The organism is Streptomyces sp. NPDC034670 (genome assembly GCF_055574875.1).
This window is the reverse complement of the sequence record NZ_JBVITR010000006.1, coordinates 57,854-79,529: the sequence shown is the minus strand read 5'-3', so window position 1 is coordinate 79,529 and position 21,676 is coordinate 57,854. Positions and strand designations below refer to the sequence as shown.

General features: G+C 72.6%; 20 protein-coding genes. 11 read left to right on the top strand and 9 right to left on the bottom strand.

Annotated features, from left to right (window positions below; genetic code table 11):
- The first annotated feature begins 282 nt into the window (after positions 1–282).
- The 4 genes from ACZ56B_RS06485 to ACZ56B_RS06470 all read left to right on the top strand — a co-directional run bounded on the left by ACZ56B_RS06485 (position 283) and on the right by ACZ56B_RS06470 (position 4,011).
- On the top strand, positions 283–1,107 hold the full coding sequence (locus ACZ56B_RS06485) for a helix-turn-helix domain-containing protein (protein WP_468787188.1): 825 nt from the start codon (positions 283–285) through the stop codon (positions 1,105–1,107).
- Between the two features lie 79 nt (positions 1,108–1,186).
- Positions 1,187–2,647 (top strand): aldehyde dehydrogenase family protein, encoded by a 1,461-nt coding sequence (locus ACZ56B_RS06480; RefSeq protein ID WP_468786896.1) that lies wholly within the window; start codon positions 1,187–1,189, stop codon positions 2,645–2,647.
- A gap of 150 nt (positions 2,648–2,797) precedes the next feature.
- The gene (locus ACZ56B_RS06475; RefSeq protein WP_468786894.1) at positions 2,798–3,379 is read left to right on the top strand and encodes a DinB family protein; all 582 of its coding nucleotides are present in this window, start codon (positions 2,798–2,800) and stop codon (positions 3,377–3,379) included.
- Entirely contained in the window at positions 3,370–4,011 is a 642-nt protein-coding gene (locus ACZ56B_RS06470) for a PadR family transcriptional regulator (RefSeq protein WP_468786892.1), read from the top strand. Before ACZ56B_RS06475 ends, ACZ56B_RS06470 begins: the two co-directional genes overlap by 10 nt.
- Before the next feature lie 208 nt (positions 4,012–4,219).
- Here ACZ56B_RS06470 and ACZ56B_RS06465 read toward each other — a convergent pair whose 3' ends face one another.
- Together ACZ56B_RS06465 and ACZ56B_RS06460 are read right to left on the bottom strand one after the other, a co-directional pair.
- A complete protein-coding gene (locus ACZ56B_RS06465) occupies positions 4,220–5,629 on the bottom strand; it encodes a glutamate decarboxylase (RefSeq protein ID WP_468786890.1) in 1,410 nt (469 codons plus the stop codon).
- A gap of 100 nt (positions 5,630–5,729) precedes the next feature.
- A complete protein-coding gene (locus ACZ56B_RS06460; protein WP_468786888.1) occupies positions 5,730–7,016 on the bottom strand; it encodes an ion channel protein in 1,287 nt (428 codons plus the stop codon).
- 280 nt (positions 7,017–7,296) lie between these two features.
- Here ACZ56B_RS06460 and ACZ56B_RS06455 point away from each other — a divergent pair, with 280 nt between their 5' ends.
- On the top strand, positions 7,297–8,223 hold the full coding sequence (locus ACZ56B_RS06455) for a DedA family protein (protein ID WP_468786886.1): 927 nt from the start codon (positions 7,297–7,299) through the stop codon (positions 8,221–8,223).
- Positions 8,224–8,260: 37 nt separating this feature from the next.
- On the opposite strand, the gene ACZ56B_RS06450 is transcribed toward ACZ56B_RS06455, so the two are convergent.
- Complete coding sequence (locus tag ACZ56B_RS06450) at positions 8,261–9,955, bottom strand: threonine/serine exporter family protein (protein WP_468786884.1); 1,695 nt, start codon at positions 9,953–9,955, stop codon at positions 8,261–8,263.
- 133 nt (positions 9,956–10,088) lie between these two features.
- Positions 10,089–10,580 (bottom strand): inorganic diphosphatase, encoded by a 492-nt coding sequence (locus ACZ56B_RS06445; RefSeq protein WP_006132604.1) that lies wholly within the window; start codon positions 10,578–10,580, stop codon positions 10,089–10,091.
- A 79-nt stretch (positions 10,581–10,659) separates the two neighbouring features.
- On the opposite strand from ACZ56B_RS06445, the gene dacB reads away from it, so the two are divergent.
- The 6 genes from dacB (at position 10,660) to folE (ending at position 18,307) form a co-directional block, all read left to right on the top strand.
- The gene (dacB, locus tag ACZ56B_RS06440; RefSeq protein WP_468786882.1) at positions 10,660–12,285 is read left to right on the top strand and encodes a D-alanyl-D-alanine carboxypeptidase/D-alanyl-D-alanine endopeptidase; all 1,626 of its coding nucleotides are present in this window, start codon (positions 10,660–10,662) and stop codon (positions 12,283–12,285) included.
- Between the two features lie 62 nt (positions 12,286–12,347).
- Entirely contained in the window at positions 12,348–13,490 is a 1,143-nt protein-coding gene (locus ACZ56B_RS06435) for a zinc-dependent metalloprotease (RefSeq protein ID WP_468786880.1), read from the top strand.
- A 189-nt stretch (positions 13,491–13,679) separates the two neighbouring features.
- Entirely contained in the window at positions 13,680–14,705 is a 1,026-nt protein-coding gene (tilS, locus tag ACZ56B_RS06430; RefSeq protein WP_468786878.1) for a tRNA lysidine(34) synthetase TilS, read from the top strand.
- 60 nt (positions 14,706–14,765) lie between these two features.
- Entirely contained in the window at positions 14,766–15,326 is a 561-nt protein-coding gene (hpt, locus tag ACZ56B_RS06425; RefSeq protein WP_184820056.1) for a hypoxanthine phosphoribosyltransferase, read from the top strand.
- 189 nt (positions 15,327–15,515) lie between these two features.
- The gene (gene ftsH, locus ACZ56B_RS06420) at positions 15,516–17,555 is read left to right on the top strand and encodes an ATP-dependent zinc metalloprotease FtsH (protein WP_468786876.1); all 2,040 of its coding nucleotides are present in this window, start codon (positions 15,516–15,518) and stop codon (positions 17,553–17,555) included.
- Positions 17,556–17,698: 143 nt separating this feature from the next.
- Complete coding sequence (gene folE, locus ACZ56B_RS06415; RefSeq protein ID WP_468786874.1) at positions 17,699–18,307, top strand: GTP cyclohydrolase I FolE; 609 nt, start codon at positions 17,699–17,701, stop codon at positions 18,305–18,307.
- Positions 18,308–18,327: 20 nt separating this feature from the next.
- On the opposite strand, the gene ACZ56B_RS06410 is transcribed toward folE, so the two are convergent.
- The 5 genes from ACZ56B_RS06410 to folP form a co-directional block, all read right to left on the bottom strand.
- Entirely contained in the window at positions 18,328–18,831 is a 504-nt protein-coding gene (locus ACZ56B_RS06410) for a DUF3180 domain-containing protein (protein ID WP_468786872.1), read from the bottom strand.
- A gap of 56 nt (positions 18,832–18,887) precedes the next feature.
- Positions 18,888–19,499, bottom strand: a complete 612-nt coding sequence (folK, locus tag ACZ56B_RS06405; protein WP_468786870.1) for a 2-amino-4-hydroxy-6-hydroxymethyldihydropteridine diphosphokinase — start codon at positions 19,497–19,499, stop codon at positions 18,888–18,890.
- Complete coding sequence (gene folB, locus ACZ56B_RS06400; RefSeq protein ID WP_468786868.1) at positions 19,496–19,855, bottom strand: dihydroneopterin aldolase; 360 nt, start codon at positions 19,853–19,855, stop codon at positions 19,496–19,498. The genes folK and folB overlap by 4 nt, the downstream gene beginning before the upstream one ends.
- Positions 19,856–20,026: 171 nt before the next feature.
- Positions 20,027–20,530: a nuclear transport factor 2 family protein gene (locus tag ACZ56B_RS06395; protein ID WP_468786866.1), complete on the bottom strand. Its 504-nt coding sequence runs from the start codon at positions 20,528–20,530 to the stop codon at positions 20,027–20,029.
- Entirely contained in the window at positions 20,527–21,441 is a 915-nt protein-coding gene (folP, locus tag ACZ56B_RS06390) for a dihydropteroate synthase (protein ID WP_468786864.1), read from the bottom strand. Before folP ends, ACZ56B_RS06395 begins: the two co-directional genes overlap by 4 nt.
- Positions 21,442–21,676 lie beyond the last annotated feature (235 nt).

The window sequence follows — 21,676 nt, the reverse complement described above, 5'->3', positions numbered from 1 at the left end:
ACGTGCAGCTGACCGAAATCGACCTCCCCGTACCGGTTGTTGGTTAATTTTTCCGTCATCTTCGTGTCCTCTTCGGGCCGTTCCCCTGCCTCCTCGTCGCTCCGCGCCCGTTCCTCCCCCCGTTCTCCCGGCCCTTCCCGACCGGCCTCCGCGGCCGAATCCCGTTTCCGTAACCGGGCGAGTACTGCTCGAAGTGTTTTAGTGGCAGACTGCGGGCCCGGAAAGACGTTGGGGAGGCTGTCGAACGTGAGCGCGGGAGAGCCGGGATCGGTGGTGCGGCGCATGCTGCTCGGATCACAACTCAGGCGACTGCGTGAGGCGCGGGGGATCACGCGTGAGGCGGCGGGCTACTCGATCCGCGCCTCGGAGTCGAAGATCAGCCGGATGGAACTGGGCCGGGTGAGCTTCAAGACCAGGGACGTCGAGGACCTGCTGACGCTGTACGGCATCACCGACGAGCAGGAGCGCGCCTCGCTGCTCTCCCTCGCCAAGGAGGCGAACGTCGCGGGCTGGTGGCACAGTTACTCGGACGTGCTGCCCAGCTGGTTCCCCACCTACGTGGGCCTGGAGGGGGCGGCCTCGCTGATCCGCGCGTACGAGGTGCAGTTCGTGCACGGTCTGCTGCAGACCGAGGAGTACGCCCGCGCGGTCGTGCGGCGGGGCATGAAGGGCGCGAGCGAGGCCGACGTCGAGCGGCGGGTGGCGCTGCGCCTGGAGCGGCAGAAGTACCTGGTCTCGGAGAACGCGCCCGAGTTCCACGTCGTCCTCGACGAGGCCGCCCTGCGCCGGCCGTACGGCGACCGCGAGGTGATGCGCGGCCAGCTCCAGCACCTGATCGAGGTCTCCGAGCGGCCCAACGTCCGGCTGCAGGTCATGCCGTTCAGCTTCGGCGGCCACTCCGGCGAGTCCGGCGCGTTCACCCTCCTCAGCTTCCCCGAGTCCGACCTGTCGGACGTCGTGTACCTGGAGCAGCTCACCAGCGCGCTGTACCTCGACAAGACCGAGGACGTCGCCCAGTACGAGAGCGCCCTCAAGGAGCTCCAGCACGACAGCCCGGGCCCGTCGGAGAGCCGGGACCTTCTCCGGGGTCTCCTCCAACTCTCTTGAAACATCAGTACGATGACGATCGATCAGGCACCGGAGTCGATCAGTGCTCTGCTGACGCAGCAAGGGATTGAGGGATCACATGTCGTCGTACTTCACCGACCTCGCTCAGCAGTACATCGACGGTGAGTGGCGCCCGGGCAGCGGTTCCTGGGACATCATCGACTTCAACCCCTACGACGACGAGAAGCTCGCGTCGATCGCCATCGCCACGGTCGACGAGGTCGACCAGGCCTACCGGGCGGCCGCCCGGGCCCAGGAGGCGTGGGCGGCGACCAACCCGTACGCCCGCCGTGCGGTGTTCGAGAGGGCGCTGCGGCTGGTCGAGGAGCGCGAGGAGGAGATATCCGAGGCGATCGTCGCCGAGCTCGGCGGCACGCGCCTGAAGGCCGCCTTCGAGCTGCACCTCGCCAAGGAGTTCCTGCGCGAGTCGGTCCACCTGGCGCTGCGCCCCGAGGGCCGGATCATCCCCTCGCCGGTGGACGGCAAGGAGAACCGCGTCTACCGGGTGCCCGTCGGCGTCGTCGGGGTGATCAGCCCCTTCAACTTCCCCTTCCTCCTCTCCCTGAAGTCGGTCGCCCCGGCCCTCGCGCTCGGCAACGGCGTGGTGCTCAAGCCGCACCAGAACACGCCGGTCGTCGGCGGCTCGCTGATCGCGAAGATCTTCGAGGACGCGGGCCTGCCCGGCGGACTGCTGAACGTCGTCATCACCGACATCGCGGAGATCGGCGACGCCTTCCTGGAGCACCCGGTCCCGAAGGTCATCTCCTTCACCGGCTCCGACAAGGTCGGCCGCCACGTCGCCACCGTCTGCGCCTCCCTCTTCAAGCGCTCGGTCCTCGAACTGGGCGGCAACAGCGCGCTGGTGGTCCTCGACGACGCCGATCTCGACTACGCCGTGGACGCGGCCGTGTTCAGCCGGTTCGTCCACCAGGGGCAGGTCTGCATGGCCGCCAACCGCGTGCTGGTGGACCGCTCGGTGGCCGAGGAGTTCACCGAGAAGTTCGTCGCCAAGGTCACCTCGCTCAAGGCCGGGGACCCGCGCGACCCCGCCACCGTCATCGGCCCGGTGATCAACTCCCAGCAGGCGGACGCGCTGACCGGCGTCGTCGAGCAGGCCCTCGCCGAGGGCGCGACCGCCCTGGTGCGCGGCGCCCGCACCGACAACCTGGTCGAGCCGTCCGTGCTGACCGGACTGCCGGCTGACTCGGCCCTGCTGCGGCAGGAGGTCTTCGGCCCGGTCGTCTTCCTCGTCCCCTTCGACGGGGAGGAGGAGGCCGTGCGCCTCGTCAACGACACCCCGTACGGCCTGAGCGGCGCCGTGCACACGGGGAACACCGAGCGGGGCGTCGCGTTCGCCCGGCGGATCGACACCGGCATGTTCCACGTGAACGACGGCACCGTGCACGACGAGCCGATCGTCCCCTTCGGCGGCGAGAAGCACTCGGGCGTCGGCCGGCTGAACGGCGAGGCGATGCTGGACGCCTTCACCACGGTGAAGTGGATCTCGGTGCAGCACGGCCGGAGCGGTTTCCCGTTCTGAACCCGCTCCTTCGGTCCCGCCGCTCCTTCGGTCTGCGTTCTCCCGTTCCCCCGGGCCGATGAGGACACCCCCCGTCCTCGTCGGCCCGTGGCGTCGCCGGTGCCAGTCAGCAGGGACCACCTGCGGCGGAACGGCGAAAGGCGGACGGTCATGGTCACTCACGTGGGACCCGAGGAGCGGGGCGACGAGCGCGGGGCGCTCCTGGCCTTCGTCGCGGAGCGGCGCGGCGGCGTCCGGCGGGCGCTGCTCGGCCTCACGGACGCACAGGCGTCCTCCCGGCCCAGCGCCGGCGAACCCTCCCTGGCCGGGCTGCTCAAGCACGTCGCCGGGGTCGAGCAGGGCTGGATCGCCCGGGCCGGGGGCGAGCCGCCGGCCGTCCACCGGGACGAGTCGAACCGGCACGAGAGCTTCCGGCTGGTCGGCGACGAGACCGCGGGGTCCGCTCTCGCGTACTACGAGAAGGTGGCCGCCGGGACGGAGCCGTCCATCCGCTCCGTGCCCCGCCTCGACGACACCTTCCTGCCGGCGAAGACGTCCTGGAACCCGAAGGAGGAGCGGCTCTCGATGCGCTGGCTGTGCCTGCACCTGATCCGCGCGACCGCCCGGCACGCCGGTCACGCCGACGTCATCCGCGAGTCCCCGGACGGCGCCACCGCCTCCGAGCTGGTCGCGAAGGAGCAGCGCGGCTCCTGGGGGCAGGCTCCGGGGCCTACCCTGGCCGCATGTCAGTGATCCGTCTCCTCGTGCTCGGCGCGGTGCGCCAGCACGGGCGGGCCCACGGCTACCAGGTGCGCAACGACCTGGAGTACTGGGGCGCGCACGAGTGGTCCCACGCCAAGCCCGGCTCGATCTACCACGCCCTGAAACAGATGGCCAAGCAGGGGCTGCTGCACGCGCACGAGACCGCCCCGTCCACGGCCGGGGGCCCGCCGCGCACCGAGTACGAGATCACCGAGCGGGGCACCGAGGAGTACTTCCGGCTGCTGCGGGAGTCGCTGACCTCCTACGACCAGAAGCCGGACGTGCTCTCGGCCGGCCTCGGCCTCATGGTCGACCTGGAACGCGAGGAGGCCCTCGCACTGCTGGAGCAGCGGGTGCGCGCCATCGAGGAGTGGCACCGGTCCGTCACCGAGTACTACACGCCCGAGGGCGGGCCCGGACAGCTGGGCCACATCGGGGAGATCATGGACTTCTGGGTCCGCTCGGCCGACTTCGGCGCCGAGTGGACCCGCGGTCTCATCGAGCGCGTCCGGGACGGTGCCTACACCTTCGCCGGCGAGGGCGAGCCGTTCGTCGGCGTCCTGGCCGAGGGCGAGGAGAACCCGTACGCGACGGGGGAACGGCACCCCGGGGACGAGCGCTGACCGGGACGAAAGGCCCCGGTGGCTAGGGCCTGTCGTTTGGATCACCCTGGCGTCGCGGGGCCTGGTGCGCACATCTGCCGCGTTGTCGTCGGTCGCCGACGCTCCGCGTCGACTCCCTCCTCCGCCTTGCATCTGCGCGCACCGGACCCCGCTCGGCTCGACCGAGACGCACCGTCGGCCACAGCCAGGCTGATCCGAACGCCAGGCCCTAGTGGTGGAAGCCGGTGGCCGCGTTCCGGTCGCGGGTGAGGGGACGCGGCTGCCGGCGCAGCTCCGGCAGCAGCCGGGCCAGGTCCTCCGCGAACAGGTCGGCGAGGTCCTCGGAGAAGCCGTTGCGGCACACCACCCGCAGCACCGACAGGTCCTGGCGGTTCGCCGGGAAGGTGTACGCGGGCACCAGCCAGCCGTGCTCCCGCATCCGCCGGGACACGTCGAAGACGTCGTACGCCGACACCTCGTCGGCGGTGGTGAACGCGAACACCGGCAGCTCGTCGCCCCGGGTCAGCAGCCGGAAGTCGCCGAGGGCCCCGATCCGCGCGGAGAGCCCCGTGGCCACGTCCCGCGCGGCCTGCTGCACCGCCCGGAAGCCCGCGCGTCCCAGCCGCAGGAACGTGTAGTACTGCGCCGCGACCTGCGCGCCCGGCCGGGAGAAGTTCAGCGCGAAGGTCGGCATGTCGCCGCCCAGGTAGTTCACCCGGAAGACCAGTTCCTCCGGCAGCGCGTCCGCGTCCCGCCACAGCGCCCAGCCGACCCCCGGGTAGACCAGCCCGTACTTGTGCCCGGAGGTGTTGACCGACGCCACCCGCGGGAGGCGGAAGTCCCACACCAGGTCCTCGTCGAGGAAGGGCGCGACCATCGCGCCGGACGCCCCGTCGACGTGCACCGGGACGTCGAGGCCGGTGCGCTCCTGGAGCTCGTCCAGGGCCGCGCACAGCTCGGCGACCGGCTCGTAGGACCCGTCGAAGGTGGAGCCCAGGACGCCCACCACCCCGATGGTGTTCTCGTCGCACAGCTCGGCGGCCGCCCCCGGATCCAGGTGGAACCGTTCGCCCTCCATGGGGACCTGACGGGCCTCCACCTCCCAGAAGGTGCAGAACTTCTCCCAGCAGACCTGGACGTTGACGCCCATGACGAGGTTCGGCCGGGCGTCGCGCGAGGGGTACCGGTCGGCGTTCCCGAGCGCCCAGCGCCGTTTCAGCGCCATCCCGGCGAGCATGCACGCCTCGCTCGACCCGGTCGTCGAACAGCCCACGGCCGCCGACGGGTCGGGCGCGTGCCACAGGTCCGCGAGCATCGCCACGCAGCGCCGCTCCAGCTCGGCGGTGCGCGGGTACTCGTCCTTGTCGATCATGTTCTTGTCCCGGCACTCCGCCATCAGGAGCCCGGCTTCCGGCTCCATCCAGGTGGTGACGAAGGTGGCCAGGTTCAGCCGTGCGTTGCCGTCCAGCATCAGCTCGTCGTGCACCAGCCGGTACGCCGTCGAGGGCGCCGTGGGGCCGGCGGGCAGCCGGTGCTTGGGCGGCGCCTCGGTCATGCCCCCGACCGGGTCGGCCGGTCCGAGGAAGGGGTTGACGGACAGGGGGCGCTCGTCGTGCTGCGGACCTTCGTGGAGCGGCATGGGTGTCTCCGGGAGTCGGGAGCGGACGGGGACGGGGGGACGGGGAGGGGGACAGGGGGCCGGGACGGACGGACGGGCCGGCGGCGGGACGGGACGGCGGTCACCGGACCGACGTCCCGTCCGCGCGCAGCTGCATCTGCGGGCGGCCCGTGACCAGCAGCCAGGCCGGCAGGGAGGCGAGGCACAGGAGCGCGAGGATCCCCGGTGAGGCGACCAGGACAGCGGCGACGAACAGGCTCACCCAGCCCTGCCGGGTGACGGCCAGCAGGATCCCCAGCACGCCCGCCGACACGCCCACCGCCGGGTGCACCCCGGGCACGAGCGCGTGCGCGCACAGGCCGAGCGCCGTGCCGACGAACACCGCCGGGAAGATCCGCCCGCCCCGGAAGCCGCAGGAGGCGGCGACGAGCAGCGCGGCCAGCTTCACCACCGCCATGGTCGCGAACTCGCCCGCCGACCAGCCCCCGGGGTCGCGCGCCAGTTCCGCGATCTCGTCGAGTCCCTTGAACAGCGTCAGGTGCCCGCCCAGGGCCGCCAGGGCGCCCAGCACCGCCCCGCCGGCCGGGAGCACCAGCATCGGGTGCCGCAGCCGCCGGAACGCGCCGTGGACGTACGGGAAGGCGTACACGGCGCACATGCCGAGCAGCGCGCCCGCCGGGGCGATCACGAGCGACGCCAGCAGGTCGCCCCAGCCGGGCCGGCCGAACGACGGGAGGTGCAGGTCGAAGCTCGGCCGCGCCACCAGCGTGGCGGTGAGCGCGCCGGCCCCCGCCGCGACCAGCGGGGCGAAGAGGCCGTCCCACAGCCGTCCTCCGGTCCGCCGTCCCGCCAGCGCCTCGGAGATGACCAGCGCGGCGGCCACCGGCGTACCGAACAGCGCGCCGATCGTCGCCGCCTCCGCCAGGGCCACCCAGCCGTGTTCCGGGGCCCGGGGGAACGCCTTGGTGCCCAGCCGGACCGCCAGGGAGACGTTCACGGCGATGATCGGGTTCTCCGGCCCCAGGCTCACCCCGCCGGCCAGCACGAGCGCGGTCGCCAGCAGCAGCCCCGGCAGCACCGCGGGCGGCAGCACGGGCGCGTCCAGGCCGGTGGTCGCCGGATCGGGGCCCGCGTGTCCCGGGACCTTCCACACCACCAGCCCGACCGCGATCCCGGTGGTGACGAGCACCGCGGACATCCACAGGACGGAGTACCGGCCGACCCCCAGCGCGTCCGGCACGTCCTGCCACAGCACGTCCTGGAGCCGCTCGGCCGCGGCGCTCACGCCCACCAGGACCAGGCTCGCCAGCACGCCCACGAGCAGCGCCGGGACGACGGTCGGCAGCAGGGCGCGCGCCTCGGCCGCCGGGGCGGTGGAGGGTGCCGACGGTGCGCTGTCCTGGGCCACGCGCACACGATAAACGGGCCAAGCGGACAAAACCGGCACAACATCCGGGGGAGGGGGACGGCTCGCGCCTCGCGCGACGGGCGGCCCCGGGGCGGGCCGGGGTCCCGTCCGCGGCCGCGCCCTCCGGTGCCCACCCGGCCCCCGGCTTCACCCCGGCCGGGCCACAAGGCATTCTGGGTACCCCGCGAAACCCGGGTGGAACCCGGGTTCTGACGGTTGCGTTGATACGTTGGGCAACCAGCCCGGCCCTTATTCCCCAAGCAGCAGGAGCCACAATCCCGTGACCACCCTTGCGCTCGGCCCCGACTGGCTGAGCCCGGACTACCTGATCGAGACCTTCAGCCTCCCCGGCATCCTGCTGATCGTCTTCGCGGAATCCGGACTCTTCGCGTTCCTGCCCGGTGACTCCCTGCTGTTCACGGCGGGGCTCTTCGTGGCCGAGGGCAATTACATCAGCCAGCCGCTGTGGCTGGTGTGCACGCTGATCGTGATCGCCGCCGTCACCGGTGACCAGGTCGGCTACACGATCGGCAAGTTCTTCGGCCCGAGGCTGTTCAACCGGCCGAACTCCAAGCTCTTCAAGCAGGAGAACCTGGAGAAGGCCCACGAGTTCATGGAGAAGTACGGCCCCAAGGCCATCGTCCTGGCCCGCTTCGTCCCGATCGTGCGCACCTTCGCCCCCATCGTGGCCGGCGCCGGCCGCATGAAGTACCGCACGTTCCTCGTGTACAACGTGGTCGGCGGCATCGTCTGGGGGACCGGCGTCACGGTCGCCGGGTACTGGCTCGGCCAGATCGCGTTCATCAAGGCCAACGTCGAGTCGATCCTCATCCTGATCGTCTTCCTCTCCGTGGTCCCGATCATCGTCGAGTACCTGCGGGAACGCGGCAAGAAGAAGCGCGCCGCCGCCGAGGTGCCGGCCGCCCCGCCGCAGCCGCAGTACGCCCAGCACCCGCAGGCCCCCGTGATGGACGACGCCACGACCCAGCTGCGCCGCATCACCCCCGACCGGCAGCCGCCCCGGCAGGCGGCCCCCGGGCCCTACGGCGACCACCGGGGCCACCACCCGCAGCAGCCCGCCCGGCCCCAGCAGCCCCAGCAGCCGTACGGCAACGGCCCGTACCACGGCGGCCCGTACCCGCAGGGGCAGAACCCGGGCCAGGGGCAGGGCTACCACCCGCAGCAGCCGTACAACGGCGGCTACTGAACCGGGACCAGCGACCGGTCCGGGGGACGCGGGGCGGCTAGAAGCCCCGCGTCCGCTTCGCCGCCCTGCGCTTCTCGGCGGAGCCGATCCGCAGGAACAGGCGCGAGATCTCCGACCCGAGGTTCACCCCGATCGCGATGGCCATGGCCAGTGCCACCGCCTTCGTGAGGTACACCAGTCCCGCGTCGACCTCGTTCTGGGCGAACCCCAGCAGACCGAAGTACGTGGCGGAACCGGGCAGCAGGGGACCGATCGCCGCCGTGGTGTACGGCAGCGCGGACGCGAACCGGTACCGGGCCAGCAACTGCCCGAACAGGCCCACCAGGCCCGCCGCCACGGCCGTGGCGGCCACCGGGGAGATGCCGCCCGTGGCGTGCATCGCCCCGTACACCACCCAGGCGACCCCGCCGTTCAGGGTCACCAGCAGCACGGTGGACCGCTCCTGCTGGAGCAGCACCGCGAAGGCCAGGGCCAGCGCCATCGACGCGGCGGTCTGCAGCAGCGGCCGCGGCTCGCCGCCGAGCACCGCGTCCGGGTTCAGCATGGCGCCCAGCTGCACGCCGAAGTACAGCACCACCAGCACCCCGACCACGATGCCCACGAAGAAGTACAGGACCTCCAGCAGGCGCGCGGCCGCGGTGATGTAGAAACCGGTCAGGCCGTCCTGCACGCCCGCCACCAGCGCCCGTCCGGGCAGCAGCGCGAACAGCCCACCGGTGATCACCGCGGACGCCTTCACGTCCACGTGCGCCAGGGTCAGCGCCACCCCGATCGCGGCCGGCGGCATGGCGGCCACCGTGAACTGGTAGAACTCCGGCAGCCCGCGCCCCGCGCACAGCCAGGCCAGCCGGTCGCCGAGCATCGCGCCGATCGCGGCGGCGACGAACACCAGGACGCCACCGCCGACGAGCACCGAGGCGGCCCCCGCGAGCAGTCCGCTCGCCGCGGTCAGCACCCAGCCGGGGTACGGGTGCCGGTTGCGGCGGATCTCCGCCAGCCGCCGGTAGGCCTCCTCCAGGGAGACGTGCGTCTCGTCGTCGCTGAGGTCGTCCACGAGCTGGTAGACGGCCGCCAGCCGGGTGTAGTCGGGGCTGCGGCGGCGCACCGTGCGGGAGGCGGTCACCGGGTCGTCGACCAGGGACGGCTGGTGGGAGATCGACAGCAGGGTGAAGGTGACGTTGGGCTCGCAGCGGTCCAGGCCGTAGGAGCGGCACACGGCGAACATCGCCGCCTCCACGTCCTCGGCGCCCTCACCGCCCGCCAGCAGCAGCTCGCCGATCCGCAGCGTCAGGTCGAGCACGCGCGGGACGGCGGGGCCGGCCTCGTCGGGCCGGTGCACCGGCTCCGGCGCCGGCCGCTCGGCCACCGGCATGCGCAGCATCGTGCGCATCCGGTCCTGCCAGGGCACGTCCTTGGTCAGGGTGACGATCGGCACCCCGGCCGGCGGCGTGAACGCCGGCGCCTGCTTCGCGCTGTAGGTGCGCGGCGGGCTGAACGCCGACCCCTCCGGCTCGGCCGGCTGCGGCGGAACCACGTCCAGCCCGTCCGGAAGGGTGAACTCGGAGGTCGTCTCGGAATCCGGGTCGCTCCTCGGGACGGCCAGTCCCCGGGGAACGGCGAACTCGGACGTCGTCGACGACTCGGTGTCCACCGTCCCCGCCGGGACGGTGGACACGACGAAGGCGCTCCTCGCCTCGTCCGACTGCGGCTTGCGGTCCTCCGCGTCCGTCACTTGCCCTGCACTCCCTGTACGACGTACGACACCGTCCGTAAGCCTGCCCCCGTCCTGCCCAGTATGCGCACCACAGCACGACGGGGCGCACGCGTCCGCGTGCGGCCCGTCGCGACGTGCGCGAGAGGGGGACTCAGTGGCCGCCCTGCTCCTTGAACCGCTTGTAGGACCGCTCGATCTCGGCCTCGGCGTCGACCCGGCCCACCCAGTTGGCGCCCTCGACCGACTTGCCCGGCTCCAGGTCCTTGTAGACCTCGAAGAAGTGCTGGATCTCCAGGCGGTCGAACTCGGACACGTGGTGGATGTCCCGCAGGTGCTCCACGCGCGGGTCGGTCGAGGGGACGCACAGCAGCTTGTCGTCGCCGCCCGCCTCGTCGGTCATGCGGAACATGCCGATCGCGCGGCAGCGGATCAGACAGCCCGGGAACGTCGGCTCGTCCAGGATGACCAGCGCGTCCAGCGGGTCGCCGTCCTCGCCGAGGGTGTTCTCGACGAAGCCGTAGTCGGTCGGGTAGGCGGTCGAGGTGAAGAGTCGACGGTCCAGGCGGATCCGACCCGTCTCGTGGTCCACCTCGTACTTGTTCCGCGAACCCTTCGGGATCTCGATCGTGACGTCGAACTCCACCGGTGGCTCCTCCATGATCAGCACATAGTTCTGGTGGTTAAGTGTCCCTCACGCAGGTGTGTGATCGCGAAAGGGGCTGGTGGTCGTGCCGGAGCTGAGGCCTTGGCGGGCCGCGGGACCGCACGTCGTGCGGATCGCGGACGCCGTACGGCCCCGTCTCGCCCGGGCCGCGGGGGCCCTGCGGCCGTACCTGGCGCGCGCCGCCGCGGCCGCCGGGCCGAGGTCCGCACGGCCGGGCCGGCCGGGATCACCGCGGGTCCCGCGGGGCGCGTGGCCGAAGACCCGGCGGTTCACCGCGACCGCGGCCACCGCCGGTCTGGCGCTCGCCGCGGGAGTGGCGACCGTCGCCGGTCCCTGGGACTCCACCGGCCAGCGTACGGCCGAGCGGGACCGGGCCGTGGCCCTGGAAGCCGCGCGTGGCGCAGATCACGGCGGCACCCGGGCCCACGCCGGCACGCCGCCCCGCGGGCCCCGGGCGGCCCCGCCGGCCGCCTCCGTGCTCACCGGCCTCGGCGGCACCGCCACCACCACCGGGACGGCGCCCGGCGGCAAGGCGCTCGCCGGCGTCCTCGACCCGCTGCTGAAGGCCCCGGCGCTCGGCCGCCGCTCCGCCGCCGTGGTCGACGTGACCGGCGGGAAGCGGCTGTACGGCACCGGCTCCGGCGACGCGCTCGTCCCCGCCTCGGCCACGAAGATCGCCACCGGGGCGGCCGCGCTCCTCGCGATGGGCGCCGAGCACCGCCTCACCACCCGGGCCGTCTTCGAACCCGACACCGGGGAGGTGGTCCTGGTCGGCGGCGGCGACCCGACCCTCACCGCCCGCGAGGAGGCCGGCGGCCTCGCGAGCCTGCACGACCTCGCCGAGCGCACCGCCGCCGCCCTGTCCGCGCGGGGGGTGCGCGAGGTGACCCTCTCCTACGACACGACCCTCTACGAGGGCACCACGGTCCACCCGATCGGGGCCAACCCCAACCTCGCCGCCGTCACCCCCCTGATGGTCGACGAGGCCCGCACCGACGGTTCCACCCGCGGCCCCGCCCCGCGCGTCGCCGACCCGGCGGCCGACGCCGCACGGAAGTTCGGCGCGCTCCTGGAGGACCGCGGCGTCAGGGCCACGCCCCCCGGCCCGTCCAAGGCCACCTCCCGCGCCCGCCTCCTGGCCGCGGTCTCCTCGCCGCCGCTGGCCACGCTCGTCGAACGGATGCTGACCGAGAGCGACAACGACCTCGCCGAGGCCCTCGCCCGCCACACCGCCCTCGCGAGCGGCGAACGCGCCGACTTCGCCGGCGCCGGCGCGGCGGTCACCGCCCGGCTGGCACAGCTCGGCCTGCCCGTGCGGGGCGCCGTCTTCAAGGACGGCAGCGGCCTCGACCGGGGCGACCGGCTCACCGCCGACCTGCTCACCGCCCTGCTGGTGCAGGCCGCCGACCCGGCCCGCCCCGAGCTGCGCCCCGTCCTCACCGGCCTGCCGGTGGCCGGCTTCACCGGCACCCTCGCCGGCCGCTACGCCGACGGGGCGGCCGGCACCGTACGCGCCAAGACCGGCACGCTCACCGGCGTCAACTCCCTGGCGGGCACCGTCGTCGACCGGGACGGACGGCTGCTGGCCTTCGCCTTCCTGGCGAACGGCACCACCGACCCGGCCGCGGCCCAGTCCGCCCTGGACGAGGCGGCCACCGCGCTGGCGGCGTGCGGCTGCCGGTGACCGATCGCCCCGGCCACCTCGCCGCCCTGCCCCAACCCCGGGCACTCACGTACCGTTGACGCATGACGAGCATCGGTGGTGCTGCCTCTTCCGGTTCCTCAGGGATGGTCGACTGGAATCTCGCGGTCGCGACCGCGACCCGGCTCATGCGGCCGGGTCCCGACGTGAGCCGCGACGAGGCCCGGGCCGTCGTCGCGGAACTGCGCCGGCACGCGAAGTCCTCGGAGGGGCACGTCAGAGGTTTCACCCGGCTGGGCACCGAGGAGACCCACGACACCCCCGTCCTCGTCGTCGACCGCCCCGGCTGGGTCCGGGCCAACGTCGCCGGCTTCCGCGAACTGCTCAAGCCGCTGCTCGACAAGATGCAGCAGCGCCGCGGCAACAGCCCCGGCAACGCGGTCCTCGGCGCCGTCGGCGGCAAGGTCACCGGCGTGGAGCTGGGCATGCTGCTGTCCTTCCTCGCCTCCCGCGTCCTCGGCCAGTACGAGACCTTCGCCCCCGCCACCCGCGACCTCCCGGCGGGCGAGAACGGCGGCGGCCGGCTGCTGCTCGTCGCCCCCAACATCGTCCACGTCGAACGCGAGCTCGACGTCGAGCCGCACGACTTCCGCCTGTGGGTGACCCTGCACGAGGAGACCCACCGCACCCAGTTCACCGCCGTGCCCTGGCTGCGGGACCACCTGGAGGGCGAGATCCAGTCGTTCCTGGCGGAGACCGACGTCGACCCCGTGACCGTCCTGGAACGCGTCCGCGAAGCCGCCCAGTCCCTCGTCGGGGGCCGCCCCGAGGGCGAGGAGGACGACGGCGGGCGCTCCCTCGTCGAACTCGTGCAGACCCCCGCCCAGCGCGAGGTCCTCGGCCGCCTCACCGCCGTGATGTCCCTGCTGGAGGGCCACGCGGACTTCGTGATGGACGGCGTCGGCCCCGACATCGTGCCGAGCGTCGCCGAGATCCGCGAGAAGTTCCAGCAGCGCCGCGCCAAGGGCGCCTCCCGCCTGGACCTCGCCCTGCGCAAACTGCTCGGCCTGGACGCCAAGCTCCGCCAGTACCGCGACGGCGAACGCTTCGTGCGCGCCGTCGTCGAGGAGGTCGGCATGGACGGTTTCAACCGGGTGTGGACCTCGCCGAACACGCTCCCCACCAAGGCGGAGATCGCCAAACCGGCGGACTGGGTCGCACGGGTGCACCGCAAGCCCGACGCATGAGCCCGCGCACGTCGTGAGACGGATCCCGCCGACGGCAGACGGACGCCCCTGCAATCACCCTTCCGAGGGACCGTGAGCCAGGGGTAGGCGTGCGATGCTCGGGTAAAGGCCCGTTTCTGTCACCATCTACACACTCTGAGTGACCGACATCGGGTTCAGCCCCCGAAAACTTCATGAAGGGAACCGGACATGGGTCCCCATCCCGCGGTCGCGGCGATACGTCTGGCGGTCCGCCGCGCCCTCCACGACCTCCTCCACGACCTCCCCGACGACCACGGCCGCACCCCGGACGAGCGTCCCCCCTCCCCGCTCGTGCTCGCGGCCTGCTCCGGCGGCGCCGACTCCATGGCGCTGGCCTCCGCCCTCGCCTTCGAAGCCCCCCGGCTCGGCGTCCGCGCCGGCGGCGTCACCGTCGACCACGGCCTCCAGGCCGGCTCCGACCGGCGCGCCGCCGACGTCGCCTCGCGCCTGCGCGAACTCGGCCTGGACCCCGTCGAGTCCGTCGCCGTCCGCGTCGGCCGCGGGGGCGGGCCCGAGGCCGCCGCCCGGGACGCCCGCTACGCCGCCCTCGACGCCGCCGCCGAGCGGCACGGCGCCGCCGCCGTCCTGCTCGGCCACACCCGCGACGACCAGGCCGAGACCGTCCTGCTGGGGCTCGCCCGCGGCTCCGGGATCCGCTCCCTGTCCGGAATGGCCGCGGTCTCGGGGGCCGGCGGCCGTTACCGGCGGCCCTTCCTCCAGCTCGACCGGCAGACCGCCCGCACGGCCTGCATGGCCCAGTCCCTCTCCGTCTGGGACGACCCGCACAACGCGGACCCGGCCTACACCCGCTCCCGGCTGCGCCACGAGGGCCTGCCCGCCCTGGAGAAGGCCCTCGGCAAGGGCGTCGTCGAGGCCCTCGCCCGCACGGCCCAGCTCTCCCGCGACGACGCCGACGCCCTCGACGCCTGGGCCGGCCGGGCCGCGGCCGGCGTCCGCGACGCCGACGGCCACCTGGAGTGCGCCGGGCTCCAGGCCCTGCCGCCCGCCGTGCGCCGCCGCGTGCTGCGCCGCGCCGCCATCGAGGCCGGAGCCCCGGCCGGTTCGCTGTTCGCCCGCCACATCGAGGAAGTGGACCGGCTGATCACCGGCTGGCGCGGACAGGGGGCCATCAACCTCCCCGGCCGGGTCGTCGCCCGGCGGCAGGGTGGCAGACTGGTGATTCGGCAAGGCTGAATCCTCACCTCCGGCAGCGCCGCGGACGGTACGGAGCGGCCGGTGGGACGACCGAAAGTGATGCGGGTGGACGCGAAAGACATGGGTGCCGACCTCGAGAAGGTGCTCATCACCAAGGAAGAGATCGACGCCAAGCTGGCGGAGCTGGCCGCGAAGATCGACGCGGAGTACGCGGGCAAGGACCTGCTGCTCGTCGGCGTCCTGAAGGGCGCGGTGATGGTCATGGCCGACCTCGCCCGGGCACTGTCCACCCCCGTCACCATGGACTGGATGGCCGTATCCTCGTACGGGGCGGGTACCCAGTCCTCCGGTGTGGTGCGGATCCTCAAGGACCTCGACACCGACATCAAGGGCAAGCACGTCCTCATCGTCGAGGACATCATCGACTCCGGCCTGACCCTGTCCTGGCTGATCTCCAACCTCGGCTCGCGCGAGCCCGCCTCCCTCAAGGTGTGCACGCTGCTGCGCAAGCCCGAGGCCGCCAAGGTCGCCATCGACGTGGAATGGGCCGGATTCGACATCCCCAACGAATTCGTCGTCGGCTACGGCCTGGACTACGCCGAGAAGTACCGCAACCTCCCGTTCGTCGGTACGCTCGCGCCCCACGTCTACGGCGGTTGAGTCCTTAAGGGCCCGCCCGCCGTACGGTGATCGGGAACCCCGGCGGGGTCGGCGGCGTTGGAGCATCCGTAGACGCGTTTGCCGGCCGTCCCACGCAGCTTCGCGGGACAATGCTGGGGTACCGTCCGAAGAACAGCCTTTATCAAACTCACTATGGCAGGAGGGACGGGGCGGCACCGCTCCGTATGGATGGACGTGAAGCGATACTTCCGTGGGCCGGTCATGTGGATCGTGCTGGCCGTCCTTGCCGTGGTCGTGTTGATGCAGGTCGTCGGCTCGTCCGGCGGCTACAAGACGGTGGACACGGGCCAGGTCGTCCAGGCGATCAATGAGAACAAGGTCGAGTCGGCCAAGCTGACCACCGGCGACGAGCAGACCATCAAGGTCGAGCTCAAGGACGGCGTCAAGATCAAGGACAGCTCGAAGATCCAGGCGAGCTACATCGGCGATCAGGGCGTCACCATCGCCAACACGCTGCAGGACAAGTTCCAGAACAAGCAGATCCCGGACGGCTACACGGTTTCACCGTCCAAGCAGAACCCGTTCGTGAGCATTCTGCTGTCCCTGCTGCCGTTCGTCCTCATCGTGGTCGTCTTCCTGTTCCTGATGAATCAGATGCAGGGTGGCGGCTCCCGTGTCATGAACTTCGGCAAGTCCAAGGCGAAGCTCATCACCAAGGACACCCCGAAGACGACGTTCGCCGACGTCGCGGGCTCGGAGGAGGCCGTCGAGGAGCTCCACGAGATCAAGGAGTTCCTGCAGGAGCCGGCGAAGTTCCAGGCCGTGGGCGCCAAGATCCCCAAGGGCGTGCTGCTCTACGGCCCGCCCGGTACCGGCAAGACCCTGCTGGCGCGTGCCGTCGCGGGCGAGGCCGGCGTCCCGTTCTACTCGATCTCCGGTTCCGACTTCGTCGAGATGTTCGTCGGTGTCGGCGCCTCCCGGGTCCGTGACTTGTTCGAGCAGGCCAAGGCCAACGCGCCCGCGATCGTCTTCGTCGACGAGATCGACGCGGTCGGTCGCCACCGCGGCGCCGGCCTCGGCGGTGGGCACGACGAGCGCGAGCAGACCCTGAACCAGCTCCTCGTCGAGATGGACGGGTTCGACGTCAAGGGCGGTGTGATCCTCATCGCCGCCACGAACCGCCCGGACATCCTCGACCCGGCCCTCCTGCGCCCCGGCCGCTTCGACCGCCAGATCGCGGTCGACCGCCCGGACATGCAGGGCCGGCTGGAGATCCTCAAGGTCCACCAGAAGGGCAAGCCGGTCGCCCCGGACGTCGACCTCGGCGCCGTCGCCCGCCGCACCCCCGGCATGACCGGCGCCGACCTGGCCAACGTGCTGAACGAGGCCGCGCTGCTCACGGCCCGCAGCGACCAGAAGCTGATCGACAACAAGATGCTGGACGAGGCGATCGACCGCGTGGTCGCGGGCCCGCAGAAGCGGACCCGGATCATGTCGGACAAGGAGAAGAAGATCACCGCGTACCACGAGGGCGGTCACGCCCTGGTCGCGGCGGCCTCCCCGAACTCCGACCCCGTCCACAAGATCACCATCCTGTCCCGGGGCCGCGCCCTCGGCTACACGATGGTGCTGCCGGACGAGGACAAGTACTCCACGACCCGCAACGAGATGCTGGACCAGCTCGCCTACATGCTGGGCGGCCGCGCGGCCGAGGAGCTCGTCTTCCACGACCCGACCACCGGCGCCGCCAACGACATCGAGAAGGCCACCGGCCTGGCCCGCGCGATGGTCACGCAGTACGGCATGACCGAGCGTCTCGGCGCGATCAAGTTCGGCGGCGACAACAGCGAGCCGTTCCTCGGGCGTGAGATGGCTCACCAGCGCGACTACTCGGAAGAGGTCGCCGCGCTGGTCGACGAAGAGGTCAAGAAGCTCATCGAGACCGCGCACAACGAGGCGTGGGAGATCCTCGTCGAGAACCGCGACGTCCTCGACAACCTGGTCCTCGCCCTCCTGGAGAAGGAGACGCTGGGCAAGGAGGAGATCGCCGAGATCTTCGCGCCGATCGTCAAGCGCCCGCCCAGGCCCGCCTGGACCGGCTCCTCCCGCCGTACGCCGTCCACCCGCCCGCCGGTCCTCTCCCCCAAGGAGCTGGCCCTGACGAACGGGGCGAACGGCGCGACGCCGGCGATCAGCACCGCCAAGAGCACCGCGGCGGAGCCCGCCCCGGCGCCCGAGCGGACCCCGGAGGAACGCCCCGAGGGCTGACCCGGGCCCCCGTCGGCCCCACACCGGGTCCGGAATGATTGCCGCGCCCCCCAGGTTCTAGCCTGGGGGGCGCGGGCATGTGCGCGCCCGTAGCCGAGAGGGCGCGCCCCTCACCCACGCAGGCACAGGAACGAGGCACCCACATGACCAATCCGGTGACGCTGGACGGGGAGTCCGCCCCGATCGGTGAGTTCGACGAGAAGCGGGCCGAGAACGCCGTGCGCGAACTCCTGATCGCGATCGGCGAGGACCCCGACCGCGAGGGCCTGCTGGAGACGCCGGCCCGGGTGGCGCGGGCGTACCGGGAACTTCTGGCGGGGCTCCGGCAGGAGCCCGAGGACGTGCTGACGACGACGTTCGACCTCGGGCACGACGAGATGGTCCTGGTGAAGGACATCGAGATCGTGAGCCTCTGCGAGCACCACATGCTGCCGTTCCACGGGGTGGCCCACGTGGGGTACATCCCGGCGGAGACCGGCAAGATCACGGGGCTGTCGAAGCTGGCCCGGCTGGTCGAGGTCTTCGCCCGCCGCCTGCAGGTGCAGGAACGACTCACCACGCAGGTCGCCGACTCCCTCATGCGGATCCTCGAGGCCCGGGGCGTGATCGTCGTCATCGAGGCCGAGCACATGTGCATGTCCGTGCGCGGCGTCCGCAAGCCCGGCGCCAAGACCACGACGTCGGCGGTGCGGGGCCAGCTGAGGGACGCCACGACCCGGGCCGAGGCGATGAGCCTGATACTGGCGCGCTGACCCCGCCGCTCCCGGCCGTCTCACACCGCCGGGGTGGCCCCCGTCCCGTTGTCCCCGCCGCCCCCGTCGGCCTCGTCGTCCGGGAGCCTGCAGACGCGCTCCAGGAAGAGGGCCGCCGCTATCACGCCGAGGCCCGCCAGGACCGAGAGGCCGGCGTAGACGGCCTGGTCGCGGCGGGCGGGGATGTCCAGGTACTCCAGCAGGAAGACGCCCGTGCCGCCGTACATGCCGGCGACGAGGGCGGCGACCAGGGCACTGGCCTGGCCGAAGACGACCGCGCGGGCCGCCATCAGGGGATCGACGCCCTTGGCCTCGGGCCGGCGCTCGCGCTGGGCCCTGAGGCGGGCGCGCAGCGAGAGCGCCGTGGCCGCGAGGACCACGGCGATCAGGGCGAGGACGACGGGCGCGGCCACGGGCACGCTCGGCAGGGTTCCGAAGGAGTTCCAGAGGCGGGCGCCGGCCCAGGACAGGATCCCGGCGACGGCGAGGACTCCCGCCAGCACCCTGATGCGCAGCTCTTTCACGGTGTCCCTTCGGCTTCCCCCGGTGCCCCGGAATGTGGTCGTGTCGACCTTAACGGCTACTCGGGCAGCCGGAGTTCCAGGTCCTCGCGGAGGGCGACGCCCTCACGGGTGACCGCGTCGAGGAGGGCGCCGACCGGACCGCGGCCGGGGAGCTGTGCCCCGGGCTCGACGTCGTGCCAGGGCGCGAGCACGAAGGCGCGTTCGTGGGCGCGCGGGTGGGGGAGCGTGAGGTGCGGATCGTCGGAGCGGACGTCCGCGTAGGAGACGATGTCCACGTCCAGGGTGCGCGGTCCCCAGCGCTCGTCCCGGACCCGGTGGAAGGCCTCCTCGACGGCCTGGGCCCGCTCCAGCAGGGAGGACGGGGGCAGGGTGGTCCGCAGGACCACGACCGCGTTGAAGTACGAGGGCTGGCTGCCGGGCTCGACGCCCCACGGCTCCGTCTCGTACACCGGCGAGACGGCCCTGACCTTGACGCCGGGGGTGTCCGCCAGGGCGTCGACGGCCCCCTGGAGGGTCTCCAGGCGGTTGCCGAGGTTGGCGCCGAGGGAGATCACCGCCTGTTTCGGGTTGTGCAGGGTGCTGTCGGCGGCGTCGACCTGCTCGACCACGGAGGCGGGGACGGGCTGGACGGTCGGGTCGGTGTGGCCCTGGGCGGACGGCCTGGTCATACGCGGCTCCGGGTGATGGTGACGGCCACGTCGTCGAAGGGCACGGTGATCGGCGCGTCCGGTTTGTGGACGCAGACCTCGACCTCCCGCACCACCTCGTGCTTCAGGCAGACCTGGGCGATCCGTTCGGCCAGGGTCTCGATGAGGTTGACGGGCTCGCCCTCGACGACCGCCACGACCTCCTCCGCCACGATGCCGTAGTGCACGGTCCTGGTCAGGTCGTCGTCGGCCGCGGCCGGCCTGATGTCCAGGCCGAGGACGAGGTCCACGATGAAGGTCTGGCCCTCCTCGCGTTCCTTGGGGAACACACCGTGGTACCCGCGGGCCTTCAGGCCGCGCAGCGCGACACGATCCACACGAATCACTCCTGCAGTCGTCGGTCCGGCCGGCCGGTGCCGTGTACGGGCGGCACACCGGCGCGGGGTCGAATCTACCCGCGGCCGCCGACGGGGGCCGGAGCGCCGGGCGCGTCCCGTCCCCGCGGGCCCCGTGGGTCCTTGTGGGGGTCTCGTGGTTCCCCTACCCGTTCAGGCGGGGGTGTCGTCGTCCTCCTCCTCGTCGGTCTCGGCGAGCACCGGGGAGGCGTGGTGGGACCAGAGCTTCCAGCCGCCGGGGGTGCGCCGGAACACGTTGGTGGCGACGACGAGCTGCCCCACCAGGGGGCCGAGCTCCTCCCCGGCCTCGGGGGCGGGGCCGCCGCTGAGGATGTTCTCGGTGCAGGTGACCAGGGCGGTGTCGCCGGTCACCGAGACGTGCACGTCGGTGAGGAAGAACTGGATGTAGTCGGTGTTCGCCATGATCAGGGCGTACGACCGCAGGACCTCGCCGCGTCCGGTGAGCACGGGCCAGCCGGGGTGCACGCAGGAGACCACACCGGTGTCCGCCGGGTCGTGGTACGTCTCGTCGACGCCGAGGTCGGCCGGGGTGAGCCAGAGCGACGCCACTTCCTCGAAGTCGCCCCGTTCGAGCGCTTCGTAGAAGGCGGTGTTGGCGGCCTCGACCTGCTCGACGTCGGTGTGGGGCGCGGTCACCGGGCTCCCTCTGCGCCGGGCGTGCCGACCGCGGGCGACGTGCCCTCCGGGTGGCGGGCCCGCTCGACGGCGCGCACGACGCGCACGGCGTCGGCGGTCGCGCGGACCTCGTGCACCCGGACCGCCCACGCGCCGGCCCGGGCGGAGAGGACGGAGACGGCGGCGGTGGCGGCGTCGCGTTCGCGGGCGGGCGGGGGCGGGCCGTCCGGACCGGCCAGGACGCGGCCGAGGAACCGCTTGCGGGAGGCGGCGACGAGCAGCGGGTGGCCGAGGTCCAGGAGCCGGTCGAGGCGGGCCAGGAGGGCGAGGTCGTGGTCGGCGTTCTTGGAGAACCCGAGACCGGGGTCGACGATCACGCGGTCGGCGGCGACGCCGCCCTCCAGGACGTCCGCCACGCGTGCGCGCAGCTCGTCCACGACCTCGGTGACGACGTCCTCGTAGACGCCCTGGACGGTGCTGCCCTCCAGGAAGCCGCGCCAGTGCATGACGACGAAGGGGGCGCCGGCGGCGGCCACGACGCCGATCATGGCGGGGTCGGCGAGGCCGCCGCTGACGTCGTTGACGAGGGCGGCGCCGGCCGCGAGGGACCGCTCGGCGACGGACGCGCGCATGGTGTCGACGGAGACGGTGACGCCCTCGGCGGCGAGGCCGCGGACCACGGGGATGACGCGCCTGAGTTCCTCGGCCTCGTCGACGCGGGTGGCGCCGGGGCGGGTGGACTCGCCGCCGACGTCGATCAGGTCCGCGCCCTGGGTGACCAGGTCGAGGCCGTGCTTGACGGCGGTCGTCGTGTCGAACCAGCGGCCGCCGTCGGAGAAGGAGTCGGGGGTCACGTTCACGACCCCCATGACCGCGCAGCGGTCCCAGTGGGGGAGGCCCGCGACCCGGGGGCGTCCGCTGTGATTGCTCATACGTTCAGCGTAGGCCCAGGGAGACGCCCGGGTGTCCCCAGGCCGCGCGGGCGGTGCCCTCCGCCGTGGCGCGGGAACGTTCCGCCCCGTCCGGCGGGCGCGGGCCGCGCGGCGCCCGGCGCGCGGCGAAGCGCTTCGCGGCCGGTCCGCGGGTCCGGCCCGGCATTTTCCTTCCGCCCTGGCCGGTATCGCATCCCGCGGTTCCGCGTGGTTCCGCGGGAGGCCTCGGACCGGG